15 protein-coding genes are annotated in these 21,148 nt (G+C 43.7%); 14 read left to right on the forward strand and 1 reads right to left on the reverse strand.

The window, feature by feature from the left end:
* The first annotated feature begins 26 nt into the window (after nucleotides 1–26).
* The 8 genes from pilM to M72_RS07370 all read left to right on the forward strand — a co-directional run bounded on the left by pilM (nucleotide 27) and on the right by M72_RS07370 (nucleotide 12,835).
* Nucleotides 27–1,793: a pilus assembly protein PilM gene (gene pilM, locus M72_RS07335; protein ID WP_055067746.1), complete on the forward strand. Its 1,767-nt coding sequence runs from the start codon at nucleotides 27–29 to the stop codon at nucleotides 1,791–1,793.
* Nucleotides 1,786–2,592: a hypothetical protein gene (locus M72_RS07340; RefSeq protein ID WP_055067747.1), complete on the forward strand. Its 807-nt coding sequence runs from the start codon at nucleotides 1,786–1,788 to the stop codon at nucleotides 2,590–2,592. Before pilM ends, M72_RS07340 begins: the two co-directional genes overlap by 8 nt.
* Before the next feature lie 31 nt (nucleotides 2,593–2,623).
* A complete protein-coding gene (locus M72_RS07345; RefSeq protein WP_055067748.1) occupies nucleotides 2,624–3,724 on the forward strand; it encodes a type II secretion system protein in 1,101 nt (366 codons plus the stop codon).
* A gap of 2 nt (nucleotides 3,725–3,726) precedes the next feature.
* On the forward strand, nucleotides 3,727–5,904 hold the full coding sequence (locus M72_RS07350) for a hypothetical protein (RefSeq protein WP_055067749.1): 2,178 nt from the start codon (nucleotides 3,727–3,729) through the stop codon (nucleotides 5,902–5,904).
* 11 nt (nucleotides 5,905–5,915) lie between these two features.
* Nucleotides 5,916–6,437, forward strand: coding sequence for a prepilin-type N-terminal cleavage/methylation domain-containing protein (locus M72_RS07355; protein ID WP_055067750.1), 522 nt, complete (start codon nucleotides 5,916–5,918; stop codon nucleotides 6,435–6,437).
* Between the two features lie 20 nt (nucleotides 6,438–6,457).
* On the forward strand, nucleotides 6,458–7,039 hold the full coding sequence (locus tag M72_RS07360; RefSeq protein WP_055067751.1) for a prepilin-type N-terminal cleavage/methylation domain-containing protein: 582 nt from the start codon (nucleotides 6,458–6,460) through the stop codon (nucleotides 7,037–7,039).
* Nucleotides 7,040–7,055: 16 nt separating this feature from the next.
* Nucleotides 7,056–11,558, forward strand: a complete 4,503-nt coding sequence (locus M72_RS07365; protein ID WP_176694771.1) for a DUF5057 domain-containing protein — start codon at nucleotides 7,056–7,058, stop codon at nucleotides 11,556–11,558.
* Between the two features lie 359 nt (nucleotides 11,559–11,917).
* Nucleotides 11,918–12,835: a hypothetical protein gene (locus tag M72_RS07370; protein WP_055067753.1), complete on the forward strand. Its 918-nt coding sequence runs from the start codon at nucleotides 11,918–11,920 to the stop codon at nucleotides 12,833–12,835.
* Nucleotides 12,836–12,889: 54 nt separating this feature from the next.
* Here the strand turns inward: M72_RS07370 and M72_RS07375 are convergent, their stop codons facing one another.
* A complete protein-coding gene (locus tag M72_RS07375; protein ID WP_022044937.1) occupies nucleotides 12,890–13,099 on the reverse strand; it encodes a DUF6219 family protein in 210 nt (69 codons plus the stop codon).
* Between the two features lie 93 nt (nucleotides 13,100–13,192).
* Between M72_RS07375 and M72_RS07380 the strand changes: the two genes are divergently transcribed.
* The 6 genes from M72_RS07380 to spo0A all read left to right on the forward strand — a co-directional run bounded on the left by M72_RS07380 (nucleotide 13,193) and on the right by spo0A (nucleotide 21,137).
* Complete coding sequence (locus tag M72_RS07380) at nucleotides 13,193–13,600, forward strand: FliH/SctL family protein (RefSeq protein WP_206541817.1); 408 nt, start codon at nucleotides 13,193–13,195, stop codon at nucleotides 13,598–13,600.
* Nucleotides 13,601–13,834: 234 nt separating this feature from the next.
* On the forward strand, nucleotides 13,835–14,737 hold the full coding sequence (locus M72_RS07385; protein WP_055067755.1) for a hypothetical protein: 903 nt from the start codon (nucleotides 13,835–13,837) through the stop codon (nucleotides 14,735–14,737).
* A gap of 328 nt (nucleotides 14,738–15,065) precedes the next feature.
* The gene (locus M72_RS07390) at nucleotides 15,066–16,019 is read left to right on the forward strand and encodes a hypothetical protein (RefSeq protein ID WP_055067756.1); all 954 of its coding nucleotides are present in this window, start codon (nucleotides 15,066–15,068) and stop codon (nucleotides 16,017–16,019) included.
* Nucleotides 16,020–16,160: 141 nt separating this feature from the next.
* A complete protein-coding gene (locus tag M72_RS07395) occupies nucleotides 16,161–18,365 on the forward strand; it encodes an ABC transporter ATP-binding protein (protein ID WP_055067757.1) in 2,205 nt (734 codons plus the stop codon).
* 1 nt (nucleotide 18,366) lies between these two features.
* Nucleotides 18,367–20,211, forward strand: a complete 1,845-nt coding sequence (locus M72_RS07400) for an ABC transporter ATP-binding protein (protein ID WP_055067758.1) — start codon at nucleotides 18,367–18,369, stop codon at nucleotides 20,209–20,211.
* Between the two features lie 125 nt (nucleotides 20,212–20,336).
* Complete coding sequence (gene spo0A / locus M72_RS07405) at nucleotides 20,337–21,137, forward strand: sporulation transcription factor Spo0A (RefSeq protein WP_055067759.1); 801 nt, start codon at nucleotides 20,337–20,339, stop codon at nucleotides 21,135–21,137.
* Nucleotides 21,138–21,148 lie beyond the last annotated feature (11 nt).

Genomic DNA, 21,148 nt, shown 5'->3' on the forward strand with positions numbered 1-21,148 from the left:
CGGAAAATATAAAGGAGAAAATGAAAATGGTCAAAAGAGTAGTAAGTATTGAGGCCGGTGTATGGTGGACAAAAGTCGCACTGGCCGATTACCGCAAGAAAAATCCGCCAGTACATAAAGCCTTTGCGTTCCGCACCCCGGAACATGCGGTGGAAGATGGCTATATCCGTGACAAGGAAGCTTTTGCGTCTGCACTGAAAGTCGAACTCAGCAAGCGCGATATCCATGAGAAAGAAGTCGTATTTACCCTTTCTTCCTCAAAAGTCGTGACCCGTGAAGTCATGATCCCATTTGTCAAAGACAATAAGATCATGGGAATCATTGAATCCCAGATCCGTGATTATTTCCCGATGGATGTGAGCAATTACACCATCAGCTACAGCAAGATGGATGTGGAGGAAGAAGATGGGAAGAAAATGCTCAAGCTGCTTTTAGTGGCAATTCCCGATAATCTTCTGAATAACTATGTGACGTTCTCAGAACTGGCAGGACTGAAGGTAGAAACGTTTGATTATATCGGAAACGGAACGGTACAGCTTCTGTGTGACAGTTTTCTGGAAAATGCTGTGGTTGTGCAGCTGGAAGAGCAGGCAACGGTGATCAGTATTCTGGAAAATAAAAAACTGGTCTTTCAGCGTGTGACACCGTACGGCTATGGCGCTACGATTACGGCGGTGATTGACCATCCGGTGCTTGGGATTGATGATGAGGAGAAAGCACTTGATTTTCTTTTAGACCACAATGTCATATACAATCGCCCGACCGTTCCGGAGATGGGAAACCAGGAGGAGATGAAGCGTCAGCAGGCTCTGGCAGAAGAGGCATATGAGGATCTGGCGGAGTCCCTGCGGTATCATCTGCGCATTGCAAACACGGCGGTTGAGTATTATCAGAACCAGGTCAAACAGGAATTTGTCGGGAATGTCTATCTGGTTGGCGATGGTTCCCGTTTTGCAGGCATGCACAAACTGTTTGCACAGGAACTTCCGCTTCCGCTGCAGGAAATTGATTTCACGAAGGTCATCGATTTACGGAGCGGAAAAAACAAGGCGGCTGAGGGGACGGTAACACTGGATGCGGCATCTTCCGGGACGAGACCGAAGGCGGCAACGGCTGTCGGTTTCCTTTCGGTCATCGGTGCGGCGGTGCATCCGATTGATGCCAAACCGAAGGACATGCTTGTGGCAGATTCCAAAAAGAATGACCTTCACACGGCTTATGTCATTTTTGTGGGAGCGGTATTAGTCAGTGTATTGTTGATTCTTGGATCGAGTGTGCGTCAGCTGGTGGCATATACGCAGCATCGCAATTTGACGAAACGGATCAATGATCTTTCGTATGTGCAGGAAACCTATGATGATTATGCGCGGGTACAGGCAGAGGAACAGGTATATGAGAAGCTGGATCTTGCCACCGTTACGAAAAATGAGCAGTTGTATCCGCTGATTGAGCAGCTGGAAAATGCGCTGCCAAACGATGTCAAGGTAGAGAGTATTCAGACAGATGCAGACTTAGTCAGTATCAATCTGAAAACAGATAAAGAAATTGCCGTTGGACAGATGCTTTTGAATTTTGCGGATGTGACCCTGCTTCAGGATCTTTCCATTCCATCCATGTCGGAGGAAAAAGACGACGAAAGCGGTGTGAGCACATGGACATACACGTTAAATGGCTATTACACCCAGGCAGATATCGGTGAGGACGGACATCTGATCGAGGAGGCGGTTCCGACATCGGAGGACACAGACACGGATACCAATAACGCAGAGGGAGAGGAGCAGACAAATGAATAAATTAAAAATTTCAGATTCAGATAAGCGGCTGTTGCTCATTTTCTTTGCAATTGTGATTGTAGCATGTTCCTATTTCTTTATTTTTAATAAGGGAATGAGCAAGGCGGCGAAGATCGAAGAGCAGAATACGACCGACCGGGCGAAAGTGCAGCAGATGGAACAGATGGAGGCCGGACTTCCAAAAGTAAAAGAAAATATCCAGACGATGCAGAAAAAGCAAAAGGATATTATTGCGGCTTATCCGGCAGATATGAAAACCGAAAAAGTAATTGAAACTTTGCAGGAGTTCGAGGATAAGAGCAGCAATTTTCATATTACAGATGTGACATTTGCCATGAATATGCCGATTGGGGCAGATAACAGTACAGCCGCTGCAGACGGAAGTGCTGCTGCATCTACGGATACTACGGAAGATACAACGACAACACAGGAAACACAGACCACGGAGTCTGCGGATACACAGAGCACAGAGAGTACTGAAAGCACACCGGAAAACACGACAGGTCCGACCGGAAATGTGGAAGGGTATTATGCATCGATTGGCATCCGCTATGAGGCAAGTTATGAAGGATTAAAGGATATGATTGCCTATGTCAACAAGTTTAAGGATCGTACAACGATTGCCCAGTTTTCCGCCAGCTTCGACAATTCTACGGGAAAATTAACGGGCGATATGACACTCAATATGTATTATCTTGAAAACACCGGAAAAGATTATGTTCCTCCGGTATTTGAGAATATGCCAAAAGGGGTAAACAATATTTTTGGCGGTTCTTCTTCTGGAACCGCAGAGCAATAGAAAAAGCTGACATGGGGAAGGAGGCTTCCGGATGAAAAAACAACAGAATAATGGAGGATTTTCTTTGCTGGAAGTGATTCTTGCCATGGCGATTCTGGCGATTCTTTCCATTCCGCTGTTGTCGTATTTTACGCAGTCGATGAAATACAATGCAATGATGGCAGATAAACAGCATGCGACCAATCTGGCGCAGGAAGTGATGGAGGACTTAAAAAAACAGCCGCAACTGGTGGAGCCTGTGTCAGCTGGGGGATTTACCGTGCCGTATCTGACCGGTTATGTGCAGACGGGATATACCCCTGCAGCTGCGGGAGGAAGTACGACCGCCGGAGAAGTATCTTATTACGGTGCGGCAGATGCGATTGGTCAAAAATATGATGTTGAAGTAAAAGTCAGCACGGATGTGCCGGAAAATACAGCGCTGATGCCTCAAATGGATGGAATTGATGACACAAAAGATGTTGTGGCGGCAGAAGGTGGACAGTTACAGGAAGCACTTACTTATTTTTCCGCAGAAAATGCACAGTATGCAGGTGCAAACAATGTCCCGGCACAGAGTGAAAGTGAAATAGAAAAAAATTTAAAGCGGACGATTTCCATTACGGTGGAACCTACGCATGTGCTTGTCGCATGCAGTTACGCCTGTGAAAATATCGATGGAGTGGACCCGGCAGAAGTCTATACCTGTAATGATTTTGCAGAGGAGGACATGCAGAATATTGAACACATTTATCTGATGTACAATGTCAAGCAGGACAGGGATGCACTTGAAATCCGTTGTGCGGCTGGAGTGGCGGTTCCGAAACTGATCGTTGTCTGTCAGAATATCAGTGAGGTCAACGCAAAGCATCTCTCTTATCAGCTGGTGGTGTCACCGAAAGACGGCTGTAAGATGCCGGCGGTTGCGTCCAATCTTGGCAACAAATCGTACCCGGATGACCCGGCGGCAACAACCAATGCGGGAAACATCTATCAGGATAGCTATTTGCTGAGTGTCGCACCTTTGGTGGAGAGCAAAGAAGGTGTCCGGAAGGTGAATCTGCAGGTTAGTGTATACAAAAAGGGAAAAGGCAACAGCTCCGATAAGGAAACGTATCGGTATATTACGGTGAATTCGGCGAAAGGAGAGTAGCGATGAAAAAGATTTCTTTGAAACGGGATAATCGCGGAGCCTCTCTGCTTGCCGTTTTGATTCTGATGGTGGTTGTGAGTGCGATCGCGGTTGTGATTACAAAAATCACGATTGTCAATATCCAGATGAAAGAAGTGGAGCGCGGTACGAAGAAAAATTTCTACAGTGCAGATGCAGTTATGGATGATCTGCGTACCGGTGCAAGAGAACTTGCAGAAAAATCGCTCGAGAAAGCATATACGGATGTCCTTGAAAATTATCTGACGTATACCGCATCGGGAGCAAATGCACAGGATGTTTTTTCCCGAAAATATATGGAAGATCTGGAGGGACAGTTTGCAAAGGCATCTGCGGGAAAGACAAATACGACAGATGCATCCGGCAATGTCGTGTATACGGTTTCGGATTATAACACCGATACAGTCAAAGGATGTATCAAAGAAACTGCCGAACAGGGATGTTATGTTGCTGCAGCGGATCCGAAGTATGAACTGGATTACGGTGCGGGTACCTTTACATTAAAAGGGGTGCAGGTGAAATATAAGGATGCGCAGGATTATGAGACAAAGATCACAACGGATCTTATTTTTTCTACTCCGCAGATGAATTTTTCCGGGCAGGGACAGATCCAGGAGTTTATGAAATATGCTCTGATTGCGGACCGGCAGATTCATGTAAATGCATCGAATGTGCAGGTGGATGGAAGTGTGTACGCCGGAGCGGATGGTATTTTGGCCGACAGCAGCGGAAGCGGAACTTTAAAGGGAAAGTCGATTCTCACACGCGGCGATATCGTGACGGACAGTGGCTCTACGCTTACGGTCGGAAACGGAAATTCTTCGATCTGGGCGGAAAATATAAAGACCTCGGGAAGTGGATCTTCCACGATGGAGATCAACGGAAATACGTATGTGGCAGATGATCTTGAGTTACGTGGAGTTGGAAGTAAGGTGACTTTGAAAGGAAATTATTATGGTTATAATTTCCAGAAAAATTACGGAACTTCCGATAAGGTATCTTCGGATGCGGATTTCAGCAGTGCTATGATGGTAAACGGCAGAACGTGTAATTTGAATCTCAAAGATTTAAATTATCTGATGCTGGCGGGACGTACATTTATTTCCCGCAAGACAGGTGTTGCAAAAAATCAGGATGTTCTGATGGGAGAATCCATCTCTGCGAGAACCAATCAGCTGGCTTATTATGTGCCGGCAGAGTATGTCAAAAATGGAACGTTTGACAGAAGTGGGTATGCTGCGCATATTGGTATTTCTGACGATACGTTACAAGGGTATCTAAACAGCAGTCAGCCGCTTGTGGCATACTATTTCCCGGAGGGAATGTATTATTACCTGAATTTTAAGACGGAACAGGATGCAAATGATTTCTTTGCAAATTATTACAATAACAATCAGGGAAAGGTAGCACAGTATGCCAATCTCTATCTGGATGAAAATGCTTTGATTATTGACAAGAAAACCATTATGACGTTGAAGGGAGATATTCTTTCGCGTGCTTCTGCTTCGGATGCCCTGAATGTCAAGAAGGTGACGATTCAGCCGGATAACTGGAAAGACGCTAACGGTCTGTTTTGGGATTATTGTTCTAAGTTGGCGGTCCGCTATAAGTCTTTAGAACTGGGACTTACCGATTCCGGGCAGGGTGTGACGCCGGATCAGGTGCGTCTGACAAGTACAGATGCCAGTGGTCATGAAGTGATTGATAAAACGGTCAATCCGCTGTTTGACAAACTGATTGACCGGAAAGCATTCGAACAGGAACTGGAAAAACATAAAACATCGACTACCGAAAGTGTGACCGTTTATTCACCAACCACAGATGTGTATCTGGTGAAAAATACCGGGACCTATGCGCTTCCAAATACGGTTACGCGGGGACTTGTGGTTGCAACCGGGGATGTCAAAGTGTCCGGTGATTTTGAGGGACTGATTATTTCTGGCGGAGTGATTTCGTTTGATTCGAATGCAGGCGCTGCGGGAACCGGTCATATAAAGGGAAATAAACTTCTGGTATCGCAATTGTTCGCGGAAGACCAGAAACGGGATACGCCTTTGTTTTCGCAGTTTTTCCGTGACTGTTCTTCAACGGCGGTATCGAATATTTCCGGAAATCTGGATCTGGATTCGTATCTGAATTACGATAACTGGAAAAAGAATTAAGAGGTGTGCCAATGAAAAAACGAAAACATCTGGGACAAAACGGAATTACATTGGTAGAAATCATTATTGTCATTGCAATTATGGGAATTCTGGCGAGTACATCGGTGATGATGATCGGGCATCTGCATTATGCCAACACGCAGAAGGTGGTAAAGACCCTTGATTCTTCGCTCAGTGCGCTTCAGGTGAAAACGATGAGCAAAACCGGTGATTACTATATGTATGTTTATAAACTGGACAATGGCTATTATATGCGGATTCTTCCGGATAATTTAAGCAGTTTTGATGATACGAAGCTGACGGATGACGGTACGCGGTTGTGTAACAATACCATCAAAATCCGGATGGACAGCAGCACGGGCAATGAGGTGACGGAAAAAGGTGCCGGTGGAAATTATATCAAGATTGCTTACACGAAAACGGCGTGCTTTGATACGGCAAATACGAATGTAAGTGCCATCTATATTGATGGAGTACCGGCATATACGGTAAAGCTGGTAAGTGATACCGGAAAACATTTTATTGAGAAATAACTTTGGAAAGGAGTGGCAGTGTGCGAAAAGATCATAGTGGAATTACGTTTGTGGAGCTGATTATTGCGATTGCAATTTCAACGATTATTTTTGGCGCTGCAATTCTTTTTCTGGGGATGGCGCACAAAAATTATAACCATGCATCCGCACAGATTGATTTACAGTCGGAGTCACAGATTCTGATGGAACAGATTGGTATGTGGGTGATGGAGGGAAACCGGGTGGAAAAGCTTGATCCTTCGGTATCCGGTGTAGAAGGAATCGTCATATATAAGATTCCGGGGACACCTTCGATAACAAATCCGGCAGGTGCCGCAGCCCCGGAGGCTGCAAGCAAGCGGGTGATCTGGATCTCTGCAGGTGGAAAGAAATTATATACAAAGAAAATGGCTGTGGCAGATCCAAAAACCGATACAACGGTGATTTCCGCAGCTACGGATGAGGTGCAGGAACATCTGATCGGCGAATATGTTACGGCATTTGCCGGCACGGTAAATGCTTCCGCGGAAAAGGCATCCGTTTCGGTTTCTTTTGATATGCAATATCTGGAACAGAAGTATACGATACAAAATGAATTCAAGCTGAGAAATGTACTCAGGTAAGGAAGGGGCGTTCGTATTGAAGATGGTAAGATGGCATCGGCAGAAAAAAAATAACGGAAACAGGAAAAAGAGAATTGCATCCGCAGTCTGTATGCTGGGGGTGCTTGTTGTCTGTCTTGGGGTTGTCGGGTACCGGAATAAATTAAAGGCGGATGAGAAACTTCCGGTGATGACAAGAGGGGTCGTTGACCAGATAGAGCAGATTCCGGAGTCGAAGCGCAACATTTACGATGCGAATGCCGCAGCGGCAAAGCTTGGAACCAGGGAAAATCCGTTTCTGATTCTTGAAATTGTGCCTTATGAAGAATACGCAGAGTTTGGATACCAGATCAGTGGATGTGAACCGGTAAATGTCGAAGATATGCGTTATGGAAATGCTGATATTAATACGGTTAAAACAATAACCGGTGCAAAATGTGAAATGGAAACGGCTTATTTTTTCCCGGATGAGCCAGAAGGGGACATTTCAAAATATTCTGGAAATATGCGTGTCTGTGAGGATGGCATGAAAGATGCAGAATATACCGGATACTATGAGCGCGTCAAAGATGGAGAAGGAACGTTTGTCCAAAAAATTGTAAAAGGGGAAGACGGAAATGAAAGCTTATCGTTTGTCAGACAGGATCATGGAAATATTATCTGGCATACAGTAAATGATTTCGAAAAATCGGATTATAAAGATCAGACATTTGATGAAAGGACGGATCGTGAACTTACCAATGAGGGCGACCGGATTTATACAAAAAGAAAAAGTACCGGTGATAAATCAAAGGATAATATCAATGTAACAGAGAATTACTATCTATATAAAAACAATGATTATTTTTTAAAGGACAGTATCGGCTGTAAAACACAGGAGGAAGCAGACAATTATTCGGTGATTATTAAAACGATTACACCGGAAGAGCTGAATGCACAGCCGAAATGGGCAGATTATGCGGATCTGTATGTGGTTTCCCCAAAGGTACATTCTGGGGGTGATAATATCAGAGAGATCTGGAAAAAACACAACAGGTACGGAAAGCATTCGTCTGTTTCTTCGTATACGGATGGATTTAATGGATCGAAAGATATCAGCTGGGATGTTGTCAAGAAAATGTATAAGAAGATCAATCAGGAGGAGAACTATGCCCCGATTTTTATGGATTCCGGGGTGTATATAGCTACACAGGGATCTTTAAGTGGGGGAAAATCGGTTACGTTTCATATTTTGGACTGGAATATGAATCCAACCATTTATACTTATACCGATACGGGCTATAACAATAATATGTATAAACTGGCAGTCATGCTGTTTTCCATGGATTCTGAACTGTTTCAGCGGTTGTATCTGGATGGAGAAGATGCCTTGATTCAAAAGAAAGAAATTAATGGAGTTGAGACTGGTGTGTTTACTGCACAGACGGGCGATGCGCAGACATACTGGTCTATGTTTACATTTCTTCCGTCCGATGTGGATGGACGTGTGATCGGCGAGAACTGGTACCATTACTGGACGAAGCAGGATAAATGGGAGAAGTATATGACTGCCGGAAATATTTCTACCGATGAAAATCAGGGATATTTAAATGGCAGACTGTTTGTGTTTAAAGGGGATACAACTTCCACACAGGCATTTGGCACGGGGACGGTTCCAGCATCGGATCCGAATTCTAAGTTTACGGATTTTAAGGAATTTACGGGAAATGATCCCAAAGCGACACCGGCAGATGCAGTCCGTTATATTCTCGGATATAAAACATCAAAGGATCATGTGGATGGAGAACTGCGGATATTGGATATTGAGCCATGCTATGACCGAAAGAACGGATACTCTCTGAAAAAGAGTTATATCCAGCTTATGATTCCGAATTTTATCGGGGATATTAAGATTACCCATATGACTACGGCAGAGTTTATTGGTTCCACGGAGGATCTAAACAGCAAGTACAACATGATTTATCTTGGGCTGGATCAGGGCGCTTACAATCTGGTAGAAAAGGATGTAACCTATAAAGATGCAGATGGCAACGTGAAATGGATCAAAGAGAATCAGACGGTGTGGAATGATACTTCCATGAATGGAAAAATATATTTCCATACCGGAGATAAAATGACCAGTGCAGAGTATAGCAGGTCAGACGGCATAAGCCGTTCGGTCAAGTTCCTGTGGGCTGGAAGCGGAAATAATGTTATAGAGGATACGACACTCCGTTTCCCGGGAAATGACATTACAAAGATTAAGAAAGCGGAACTGGAGAACTTTTTACATGCCGGTTATCCGGTTGTTGCGGTTGATGACCTTTATCGCCTGTCCGATAAAATAGATGCCGGTTCAAACCTTGCAGATCTGGTCAGGGAGAGTAAGAAGGAAAAGAAAACCATTTACCAGACGTCAGATAGCAATGGGCTGATTGCAAAGGTAAAAGAGGTCTGTCCGAAAATTACGTTTACAAAACTGCCAAATGAATATCAGGGAACGACTTCGTCTGAGGGGAAAAATGATACGTCTGTTTCCGTAGATGACAGTCAGGCAAATTATCTGGATGTGGACGGTTTTGGCAGATCAAAACTTGATTTTGGTTTTCAGGTGACGGATGTGCCATCCGCACAGTATCAGTGTAAAGTTTATATTGACCAGAATCAGGATGGTAAATTTGAAGAGGGGCTGGCAGATGTGGATGGCTCCGGGGATGCGGATGATTCGGATGATACAGGGGAAGTTTATTATGAGGGAGATGTTTTTACGGCAGGAGACGGGGAACAGAACATTACACCGGTAAAACTTTCCAAACTGTACTTCGGGCTGATCCAGTGGAAGATTGTTGTATACCGCAAGGATAATCCGGACATTCATTTTACACGTACCGGCTGCTCGGTTGCAAAAAACCAGACCGGACAGAAACGGGAGATTAAGGTGCTTCAGATTATGCCGGATACGCATACTGAAAATAAGGGGTATCTGAATCTGGAAGAAAATACGCTGTTTACGAAATATTATAATGCATTGAATGATTATAAAATTTCCGTGGTAACGACTACGGTTTCTGATTTTCAGAAGAATTATTTCGGGGAGAAATTTGTGTATGATTATTCCAGGGATATTTCAGCCCAAAAAGGAAACGAAAATCCAGCTAAAATGTCAAAAAAACAAAAGGAACTGTATAATACGTACAATATGTTTATTCTGGGATTTGGCGATACGTTCCATAAGGTAAATATGTCGAATAAAAACGGTGCGATTGATTTCCTGAAATATTTTATCGCCTCTGGAAAAAGTGTTTTGTTTACGCATGATTTTACTTCTATGCATAATGTGAACAGTGGGGATTTCGGATATTCTGCCAATACATATCTGCGTGATGTCATGGGAATGAACCGGTATAAAGCTGTGAGTGGGAAGCTGACCGAGAGCGAACGAAAGGAACTGCTGGCTTATCAGGCGAAACATAAGTATGATACAATGACCCAGACAACAGTTGGCAGCGACGGTACACTTTCTACAACGGCACTTGGTAATACCCAGGGATTTACTTACTATGCCATGAAACGTCTGGGATGGGAAAAGAAAAATACGGATCAAATAATTCCATACCGGTATATGATCAGAAGTTATAAAAATGATGAATATATCTGTGGCGTGAATAACAATAACGTGAAATTGACAGGATTTAACAATAATAATGACCTGACAACGCGTGCAACGAAGACAAATACGGGACAGATTACGGAATATCCGTTTAAAATTGACGAAACACTTAAAATTGCATCAACGCATGGGCAGTGGTATCAGCTGGACATGGAAGATCCGGAAGTTACGGTCTGGTACTGTCTTTCGGATAATGAGAACGGAGATCCATGTGCATGGGCGGGTACGGCTTCAAACGGAGATGGAACCGGTGCCACCTATGGGGCTTCCCCGAATGATGCCGCCAATAATTACTATATTTACAGTAAGGGAAATGTTTTTTATTCCGGAGTAGGTCATTCTACGGTAGATGGAGATATGGAGGCAAAACTTTTCATTAATACGATGATTGCCGCATACCGTACCACATATGAGCCACCAATGGTCGAGATCCTGAATGAAGAGGCGGAGCTTTTAAAAGAGGAGTCCGGAAATGGAAGTGATCCGAATCTGGTGTATAAGATGAACTGGATGAAAGAATATGGAAATAACCTTGACGGCACTAAGGAAAAAATTCGCTTCAGCCCGGTCGAACTGAATACCGTCAGAACGAAGCTGACCTGTTCGATCCAATACAAAGATGGAACTTACGTAGATAAAATTTACAAAAAAGACGGAACGTTGATTGAGGGAAAAGCAACGAAGGAGAATCCTAAAAAATATGTGTTTGAAAACCTGAAAAATATGGGTGAGTATTATTTTATTTATGATACGACAGGGGAAAACAAAAAGAAGGAAGGGGATATTGTTTTTGAAATTTATAACAATAAGTCCAAAAATCCGGATGGAACACCAAGGGTGGGAAAAACTACTGTGAAAATGGAATCTCAGAATTTGTTTTTGCTTGATTAGTATGGGGATTTAAGAAAAGACACACAATGTGAGAGAGTATCGCATTGTGTGTCTTTTTTATGATGGTCATAGGTAGAATACATTTTGCAATTACATATATGCAGTATACGTAAAGTTTTCCTTGCCAGGAAGGTGGGGGATATGCTATGGTAAACATATCTTTTTTCAGTGGCAGTTCCTGCCAGAAATCCCATTTGTTTTGTTGTATAAGTGAAAGATGTGAACTTTAATGTGCCTTTGACGGTCAGGTTTTGACAGTCAGGTTTTGACGGTCTGAGTTTGACGGTCAGGGTTTAACAGTCTGCAATTTTTGTGCGTTGAAATAAAAGCAAAAACCACATATAATATAAGGAGAACATTTGGAAAAAGAACAAACGAAAAATCAACAGGAGAAGAATCAACAGGAGAATCAGAAAAAGTCCCAAAAGCTGCAGTGGCATCCGGCATTCTGTTCAGCCTTGCGCCTGGAACTGCTGGAGGATGCAGAAAATCTGGAATTTACCGATGAGTTCCAGCTTACGGAGAAACCTTTGCAGATTGACTGTACGGTTGTAAAAGTAAAGAAGGACTGCAAAATAAAAAATGAAATTGGGAAGATCTTCCGGAAACACAACATTTTTGAATATAAATCCCCGAAGGATGAGCTGAACATTGATACTTTTTACAAGGCGGTTGCGTATGCATGCCTGTATAAAGTATTACCAAATCATGTGGATGAGATTCCGGCAGAGGAGATTACCATTACACTGATTCGAGACCGCAAGCCAGTGAAGCTTCTTCAGAAATTAAGTAGTGATGGGTATGAATGCAGGAAAGAAACAGCCGGAATCTATTATGTCAGTGGTGTGATGTTCCCGGTGCAGATCATTGCATCATCGGAACTGGATATGGATTTGCATGTACAGCTCAAGGCACTGACTGACAATTTGGATGAACCGCTGATGTGGAAGTATCTGCAGGAAGTTAGCGTTTTTACAGAGAGGGAAAAGAATCTTGCGGATGTTGTGCTTCAGGTTATTGTAAACAGTAACATGGAGAAAGTGCAAAAATGGAAAGGAAGTGAACAGACAATGTGTGAGGCATTACGTGTTTTAATGGCAGATGAATTGAATGAAGAACGCGTGGAAGGTCAGCGTGAAGGCCAGATTCGTGCATATGCAACTTTGGTAAAGGATGGAATCATTACAGTGGAAGTTGGTGCAGAAAAAGCAGGAATGTCTGTCGATGATTTTACAAGAGAAATGAAACAGGCTGGTTATGTAATCCCTGCGGTATAAAATCATTTTGTAAAGCCATGTAGTATGTATGGGTAAAAACATCTATAATTTCAATTATTCTGCGGATTCTTGAGAAACAGAGTCTTTCTTTTTCCTGGATTTTGCAGAAAGCATTTTATGACCAGAGTAGATAGCCATAATCATGCAGAGAAGAGAACTGCAGGCAAAATATTTGTGAGCTGATTTCATATTTTTATAGCCGGTATAGATAGTTCCGATCATGGTTGCCAATGCACCAAGGGACCAATATTTATGTGCTTTCATTTGAATACCTCCTGTGTTTTTCTATATAATACCTCTTTTTGGAGAGTATGCAAACAGGAAATTTTATTTTATTTGCTCTGAACTGTTTTTCTGATGAGGCAATATTTGTTAGAGGTCGGTGCATTTGCAGAGAGGGAAAAGGATCTTGCGGATGTTGTGTTGCAGGTTATTGTAAACAGTAACATGGAGAAAGTGCAAAAATGGAAAGGAAGTGAAAGGATTATGTGTGAGGCATTACGCGTTTTGATGGCAGATGAATTGAATGAGGAACGTATGGAAGGGCAGCGAGAGGGCAGAATTGAAGGCCAGCGAGAAGGAAGAATCGAAGGGCAGCGAGAGGGCAGAATCGAAGGCCAGCGAGAAGGCCAGATTCGTGCATATGCATCTCTGGTGCAGGATGGGATCATCACCGTGGAAACGGGTGCAGAAAAAACGGGAATGTCTGTCGGAGATTTCACAAAGGAAATGAAGCAGGCAGGTTATGTAATCCCTGCGGTATAAAATTAATTTTGTAAAGCCATGCAGTATTGGATTTTTCATTGCATGGCTTTTTGTTTTCCTACTTGAAATGTTTTTTCTTGTAGCGGGCATACACATATGATATAGTAATCATATCTTTTTTCAGAGGCAGTTTCTGCCAGAAATTCCATTTGTTTAAATTTTATGAGTTTATTAATACGTGATTTTTGTGCGTTGAAAAGAGTATAACAGTTTTGTATAATAAAAGGAGAACAATTGAAAAATAAAAAAGAAAAACAAAAGAAGCTACAGTGGCATCCGGCATTCTGTTCAGCCTTGCGCCTGGAACTGCTGGAGGATGCAGAAAATCTGGAATTTACCGATGAGTTCCAGCTTACGGAGAAACCCTTGCAGATTGACTGTACGGTTGTAAAAGTAAAGAAGAACTGCAAAATAAAAAATGAAATCGGGAAGATCTTCCGGAAACACAACATTTTTGAATATAAATCCCCGAAGGATGAGCTGAACATTGATACTTTTTACAAGGCGGTTGCGTATGCATGCCTGTATAAAGTATTACCAAATCATGTGGATGAGATTCTGGCAGAGGAGATTACCATTACACTGATTCGAGACCGCAAGCCGGTGAAGCTGCTGGGGGAACTGGAAAAATCTGGGTATGAATGCCAAAAAGAAACAGCCGGGATTTACTATGTCTATGATGTGATGTTTCCGGTGCAGATCATTGCATCATCGGAACTGGACACGGATATGCATGTACAGCTAAAAGCATTGACGAATCATCTGGAGGAATCGTTGATGCGTCAGTATTTATTGCAGGTGAGTACCTTTGAGGGAAGGGAGAAGAATCTTGCAGATATCGTGCTGCAGGTCATTGTAAACAGTAACATGGAGAAAGTACTGGAATGGAAAGGAAGTGAAAGGATCATGTGTGAGGCATTACGTGTTTTGATGGCAGATGAATTGAATGAGGAGCGTATGGAAGGTCAGCGCGAAGGAAGAGTGGAAGGTCAGCGCGAAGGACAGATTCGTGCATATGCATCTCTGGTGCAGGATGGGATCATCACCGTGGAAACAGGTGCAGAAAAAGCGGGAATGTCTGTCGATGATTTCACAAAGGAAATGAAGCTGGCAGGTTATGTAATCCCTGCGGTATAAAATTAATTTTGTAAAGCCATGCAGTATTGGATTTTTCCATTGCATGGCTTTTTGTTTTTCCTATTGTTTTTCCAGCTCGGGATGTTTTTTCTTGCAGCGGTCATAAACATATGGTATAGTAATCATATCTTTTTTCAGTGGCAGTTTCTGCCAGAAATCCCATTTGTTTTGTTGTATAAGTGAAAGATGTGAACTTTAATGTGCCTTTGACGGTCGGGTTTTGACAGTCAGGTTTTGACGGTCTGAGTTTGACGGTCAGGGTTTAACAGTCTGCAATTTTTATGCGTTGAAATAAAAGCAAAAACCACATATAATATAAGGAGAACATTTGGAAAAAGAACAAACGAAAAATCAACAGGAGAAGAATCAACAGGAGAATCAGAAAAAGTCCCAAAAGCTGCAGTGGCATCCGGCATTCTGTTCAGCCTTGCGCCTGGAACTATTGGAGGATGCAGAAAATTTGGAATTTACCGATGAGTTCCAGCTTACGGAGAAACCTTTGCAGATTGACTGTACGGTTGTAAAAGTAAAGAGGGACTGCAAAATAAAAAATGAAATCGGGAAGATTTTCCGGAAACACAATATTTTTGAATATAAATCCCCGATGGATGAGTTGAACATTGATACTTTTTACAAGGCGGTTGCGTATGCGTGCCTGTATAAAGTATTGCCAAATCATGTAAATGAGATTCCGGCAGAGGAGATTACCATTACACTGATTCGAGACCGCAAGCCGGTGAAGCTGCTGGGGGAACTGGAAAAATCCGGGTATGGATATAAAAAAGAAGCAGCAGGAATCTACTATGTCAATGGCGCGATGTTCCCGATGCAGATCATAGAGTCATCGGAACTGGATGTGGATATGCATGTACAGCTAAAAGCATTGACGAATCATCTGGAGGAATCGTTGATGCGTCAGTATTTATTGCAGGTGAGTACCTTTGAGGGAAGGGAGAAGAATCTTGCAGATATCGTGCTGCAGGTCATTGTAAACAGTAACATGGAGAAAGTACGGGAATGGAAAGGAAGTGAACAGACAATGTGTGAAGCATTAAGAGTACTGATGAAAGAGGAACTGAAAGAGGAGCGAGTGGCGGGCTTGCGCGAGGGTCGTCTTGAAGGTCAGCGCGAAGGTCAGCGAGAAGGACAGATTCGTGCATATGCATCCCTGGTGCAAGATGGGATCATCCCCGTGGAAATAGGTGCGGAAAAAGCGGGAATGTCTGTCGATGATTTTACAAAAGAAATGAAGCTGGCAGGTTATGTAACCCCTGCGGTATAAAATCAGAACATAAAATGTGTGGTGCCCGTGGTTGCACCACACATTTCATTTTAATTTAAGAAAAGTTTTATATAATAGGAATTGTTCTGGAAATCAGTTCGTGATAGTATAAAAGCTATGCATATGAAAAGGAGTTAAATCATGGGAAAAATATTTAAAAACATGCTCCCATACTGGAAATGGATTCTGGTTATTGTGGCTTTTCTTGTGATGCAGGCATTTTGTGATCTGTCCCTGCCACAGTATACATCAGATATTATCGATGTCGGAATCATGAGCAGCGGAGTGGAGCATATTCTTCCGGAAGAAATGACACAGGAAGATTTTGTGTCAGCACAGCTTTTTATGACCAGCAGGGAAAAGAAAACATTTGCCGCCTGTTATAAGGAGCCGAAAAAAGATGGAAACTATGTGAGAAATTGTGAAGAGGATACGCTTGACGATATGGATGAGTCTCTGTTGGAGCCGATCGTCATGGTATATCAGATGTCCCAGATGAAGGAGTCCGATATTGACGAGAAGGCTCTCACGGGGAAAATGGGAACGGATGGGACGCAGGTAGATATGAAGCAGCTGATGCAGGCACTGGCAGCCGGCCAGGTACCGGATCAGCAGATTCTTGAGATGCGAAAGCAGGTGTCCGGACAGATTGATGCGATCGGATCTTCTACATTGAAATCCATGGGTGTGACCTATGCGATCTCCTGTGATAAAAATGCAGGTGTGGATGTAGATGCCATTCAGAAACATTACTTATGGACCACCGGAGCCAAGATGCTTGGTTTTGCGCTGCTGATGGTTATGGCGGCAGTGGTTGTCGGATATTGTGCTTCCCGTGTGGGAGCATCCATCGGACGAGATCTGCGTGATAAGACATTCCGCAATGTCGTACAGTACTCCAATGCAGAGATGGATCATTTTTCAACGGCATCCCTGATTACGAGAAGTACCAATGATGTACAGCAGATTCAGATGGTGACTGCAGTATTTCTGCGAATGATTCTTTATGCTCCGATCATTGGAATCGGTGGTGTGATTAAGGTTGCACAGACCCATGCAGGAATGGAATGGGCGATCGCGCTTGCGGTGCTTGTTATTCTTGGGTTTGTAATGCTTCTTACCTCCCTTGCCATGCCAAAGTTTAAGATTATGCAGAATCTCGTGGACCGGCTGAATCTGGTTTCGAGAGAGATTCTGACAGGATTAAATGTCATTCGTGCATTTGGACGGGAAAAACGGGAAGAAGAGCGGTTTGATGAGGCCAACCGCAATCTGACAAAGACGCAGTTGTTTACCAACCGTGTTATGACATTTATGATGCCGGGAATGATGATGATCATGTACTGCATCACGCTTCTGATCGTGTGGGTTGCCGCAAAACGGATCGATGGCGGATATATGCAGGTAGGTTCCATGACGGCATTTATTACTTATACAATGATGATCGTTATGGCATTTCTGATGCTGACCATGATGTCTATCATGATGCCGAGAGCCGGTGTAGCTGCAGAGCGTATAGATGAGGTTGTAGGCACAAAAAGTACGATTACAGATCCGAAAGAGCCGGTTGCCATGGAACAGTGTGAGGGTGTGATTGCCTTTCATCATGTAAATTTCCGGTATCCGGGAGCCACGGAAGATGTGCTTTCGGATATTGATTTTGTTGCAGAGCCGGGAAAGACCACTGCAATTATCGGAAGTACCGGATGTGGTAAATCTACGCTGGTCAACCTGCTTCCGCGTTTTTATGATGTGACAGGTGGAGAGATCACGCTTGACGGAACGGATATCCGCAAGTATACATTGCAGGATCTGCGGGAACATATCGGATTTGTACCACAGAAGGGAGTTCTTTTCTCTGGTACAATTGCAAGCAATCTGCGCTTCGGGGCAGAGGATGCGTCAGATGAGCAGATCCGGGAAGCAGCGGAGATTGCGCAGGCAACAGAGTTTATTGACAGCAAACAGGATGGGTATGAGAGTGCGATTGCACAGGGCGGAAGCAATGTTTCCGGCGGACAGAAGCAGCGGCTTGCCATTGCCAGAGCAATTGCAAAAAATCCAAAGATTTATGTGTTTGATGACAGTTTTTCCGCTCTGGATATGAAGACCGATGCGGCACTCCGCAGAGCACTTGAGACAAAGACGGAACATACGACCGTGATCATTGTCGCACAGCGAATCAGTACAATTCTGCATGCGGACCAGATACTGGTACTCGACGATGGAAAGATTGTCGGAAAAGGCACGCATGAGGAATTACTGCACAATTGCGAAGTTTACGAGCAGATTGCCAGAAGTCAGCTGTCTGCCAAAGAACTGGGACTTTCTGAGGAGGTGAAATAAGATGGCAGAACAACGTACAAAAAGACCTCGCGGTCCGATGGGAGGTCCGGGCAGAGGAATGATGCCGGGAGAAAAGCCGAAAGATTTCAAAAACTCTATCGGAAAACTGGTTCGTTATCTCGGAAGATACTGGTATGCGATTGTTGCCGTTATGATTTTTGCAGCGGTGTCTACCGTCTTTTCCGTTGCCGGACCAAAGGTTATGGCACGTGCAACGAATGCATTGGTGGAAGGTCTCGGAAAAAAGATCGCGGGAACCGGATCTATTGATTTTACCTATATTGCCAAAGTGTTATTGTTTACACTTGGCCTGTATATCTGTTCTGCAGTATTCAGTTTTATACAGGGAATGATCATGACAGGAATCACGCAGAAAACCTGTTACCGCATGCGTAAGGAAATTTCAGAGAAAATCAACCGCATGCCAATGAAATATTTCGAGAGCCGCACGTACGGAGAGGTGCTATCCCGCATCACAAATGATGTGGATACACTTGGACAGAGTTTAAATCAGAGTGTGACGCAGATCATTACGAGTGTGGCGACACTGGTCGGAACACTTGTGATGATGATTTCAATTTCCGGAATTATGACATTGATTTCACTTGTGATTCTTCCGGTATCTGCCATCCTGATTTCGTTTATTATCAAACATTCGCAGAAATATTTCCGCCAGCAGCAGGAATATCTGGGACATATCAACGGACAGGTGGAAGAGGTCTATGGCGGACATCTGGTGGTGCAGGCATATAATAAGCAGGAGAGCACCATCAAAAAATTTGAAGATACCAATCAGATTCTGTTTCAATCGGCATGGAAGTCCCAGTTTTTATCCGGACTGATGCAGCCGATCATGCAGTTTGTCGGAAACCTCGGTTATGTCGGAGTGGCAATTTCCGGAGGACTTCTGGCAATCCGCGGAACCATCGGGGTTGGTGAAATTCAGGCATTTATTCAGTATGTCCGGAATTTTACTCAGCCGATCCAGCAGATTGCGCAGGTGGCAAATATGCTGCAGTCGATGGCTGCAGCCTCCGAGCGCGTATTTGAATTTCTGGACGAAGAGGAAGAAGAACTGACGGTTGAACATGCTGTGCATCTCGACCATGTGGATGGTTACGTGGATTTTTCCCATGTAAGTTTCGGATACAATCCGGATCAGATCATTATCAGGGATTTTTCCGCTCATGTAACACCTGGACAGAAAATTGCAATTGTCGGACCAACGGGAGCAGGAAAAACCACAATGGTCAAACTGCTTATGCGTTTCTATGATGTGACAGGCGGAGCCATTCAGGTGGATGGGCATGATATCCGCGACTTTAACCGTCAGGAGCTTCGGGATGCATTTGGTATGGTATTGCAGGATACCTGGCTGTTTAAGGGATCTATCATGGAAAACATCCGGTATGGCCGTTTAGATGCCACGGATGAGGAAGTGATTGAGGCGGCAAAAGCCGCACATGCCCACCATTTTATCCAGACACTTCCGGGTGGCTACCAGATGGAGTTAAACGAGGATGCAAGTAATGTTTCCCAGGGACAGAAACAGCTTCTTACAATTGCACGTGCTATCCTTGCGGATAACCCGATTCTGATTCTGGATGAGGCAACCTCTTCGGTAGATACCCGTACCGAAGTGCGGATTCAGAAGGCATTGGATAATCTGATGCGTGGACGGACCAGCTTTATCATTGCGCATCGACTCTCTACGATAAGAAATGCGGATCTGATTCTGGTGATGAAAGATGGCGATATCATAGAGCAGGGGACACACGAACAGCTTCTGGCACAAAAGGGATTTTATGCAGATCTGTATAATTCCCAGTTCGAAGAGAATGCATAAGACATTGAAATAAATTGGCAGTTGTGATATAGTTTAACTGTATTTATCGACAAATTTTGACAAAATCGGACAGTGCTTTCTGGTATGCTTATTTTTGACTGAATTTGACATTCTAGGAGGCCTACATGGGAAAACTAAATGTCGCAATTGCAGATGATAACGAGGTTATGCGTGACTTATTGGAAGAAATGGTAACCAGTGATGATGAACTGCACCTGATCGGGATGGCAAAGGATGGAGAAGAAGCCTGTCATCTGATCAGGGAAAAAGAACCGGATGTTGTATTATTGGATATTATTATGCCGAAACTGGACGGTCTGGCAGTCCTTGACAGGATCAGGGCAGACCATACACTAAAGAATCGGCCAACATTTCTGATGATCAGTGGGATCAGCAATGAAAAGATTACCGAAGACGCGTTTGAGCGGGGAGCGGATTATTACATTATGAAGCCGTTTGACCGGAATATTGTTTTGGACCGGATCAAGACACTCAACCGTCGAAAAAACAAAGTACGAAAAGAAATTGGCAGACCGGTTGAGATGGAAAAGAAACCGGAAAAGTACTCGTTACAGACACTGGAAGAGGATGTCACAGAGATAATTCATGAGGTTGGTGTTCCGGCACATATCAAGGGATACCAGTATTTGCGGGAGGCAATCATCATGTCTGTGACGAATATGGACATGTTAAATTCTATTACGAAAATTTTATATCCGGGGATTGCAAAGAAATTTGATACGACACCAAGCCGTGTCGAGCGTGCCATCCGTCATGCAATTGAAGTAGCATGGAGCCGTGGCAAGATGGATACGCTGGATGATCTGTTCGGATATACGATCAGCAATGGAAAAGGAAAACCGACCAACTCGGAATTTATCGCTCTTATTACGGACAAAATACGATTACAGATGAAGAGTAAGTAAAGGAGTGTTAT

It is taken from the genome of Roseburia faecis (assembly GCF_001406815.1).
GTDB classification, from domain to species: domain Bacteria; phylum Bacillota; class Clostridia; order Lachnospirales; family Lachnospiraceae; genus Roseburia; species Roseburia faecis.

Coding starts and splice junctions, on each gene's coding strand:
- pilM (WP_055067746.1), top strand. CDS start 27: ATGGTCAAAAGAGTAGTAAGTATTGAGGCCGGTGTATGGTGGACAAAA.
- M72_RS07340 (WP_055067747.1), top strand. CDS start 1,786: ATGAATAAATTAAAAATTTCAGATTCAGATAAGCGGCTGTTGCTCATT.
- M72_RS07345 (WP_055067748.1), top strand. CDS start 2,624: ATGAAAAAACAACAGAATAATGGAGGATTTTCTTTGCTGGAAGTGATT.
- M72_RS07350 (WP_055067749.1), top strand. CDS start 3,727: ATGAAAAAGATTTCTTTGAAACGGGATAATCGCGGAGCCTCTCTGCTT.
- M72_RS07355 (WP_055067750.1), top strand. CDS start 5,916: ATGAAAAAACGAAAACATCTGGGACAAAACGGAATTACATTGGTAGAA.
- M72_RS07375 (WP_022044937.1), bottom strand. CDS start 13,099: ATGAAAGCACATAAATATTGGTCCCTTGGTGCATTGGCAACCATGATC.
- M72_RS07380 (WP_206541817.1), top strand. CDS start 13,193: ATGAGGCAATATTTGTTAGAGGTCGGTGCATTTGCAGAGAGGGAAAAG.
- M72_RS07395 (WP_055067757.1), top strand. CDS start 16,161: ATGGGAAAAATATTTAAAAACATGCTCCCATACTGGAAATGGATTCTG.
- M72_RS07400 (WP_055067758.1), top strand. CDS start 18,367: ATGGCAGAACAACGTACAAAAAGACCTCGCGGTCCGATGGGAGGTCCG.
- spo0A (WP_055067759.1), top strand. CDS start 20,337: ATGGGAAAACTAAATGTCGCAATTGCAGATGATAACGAGGTTATGCGT.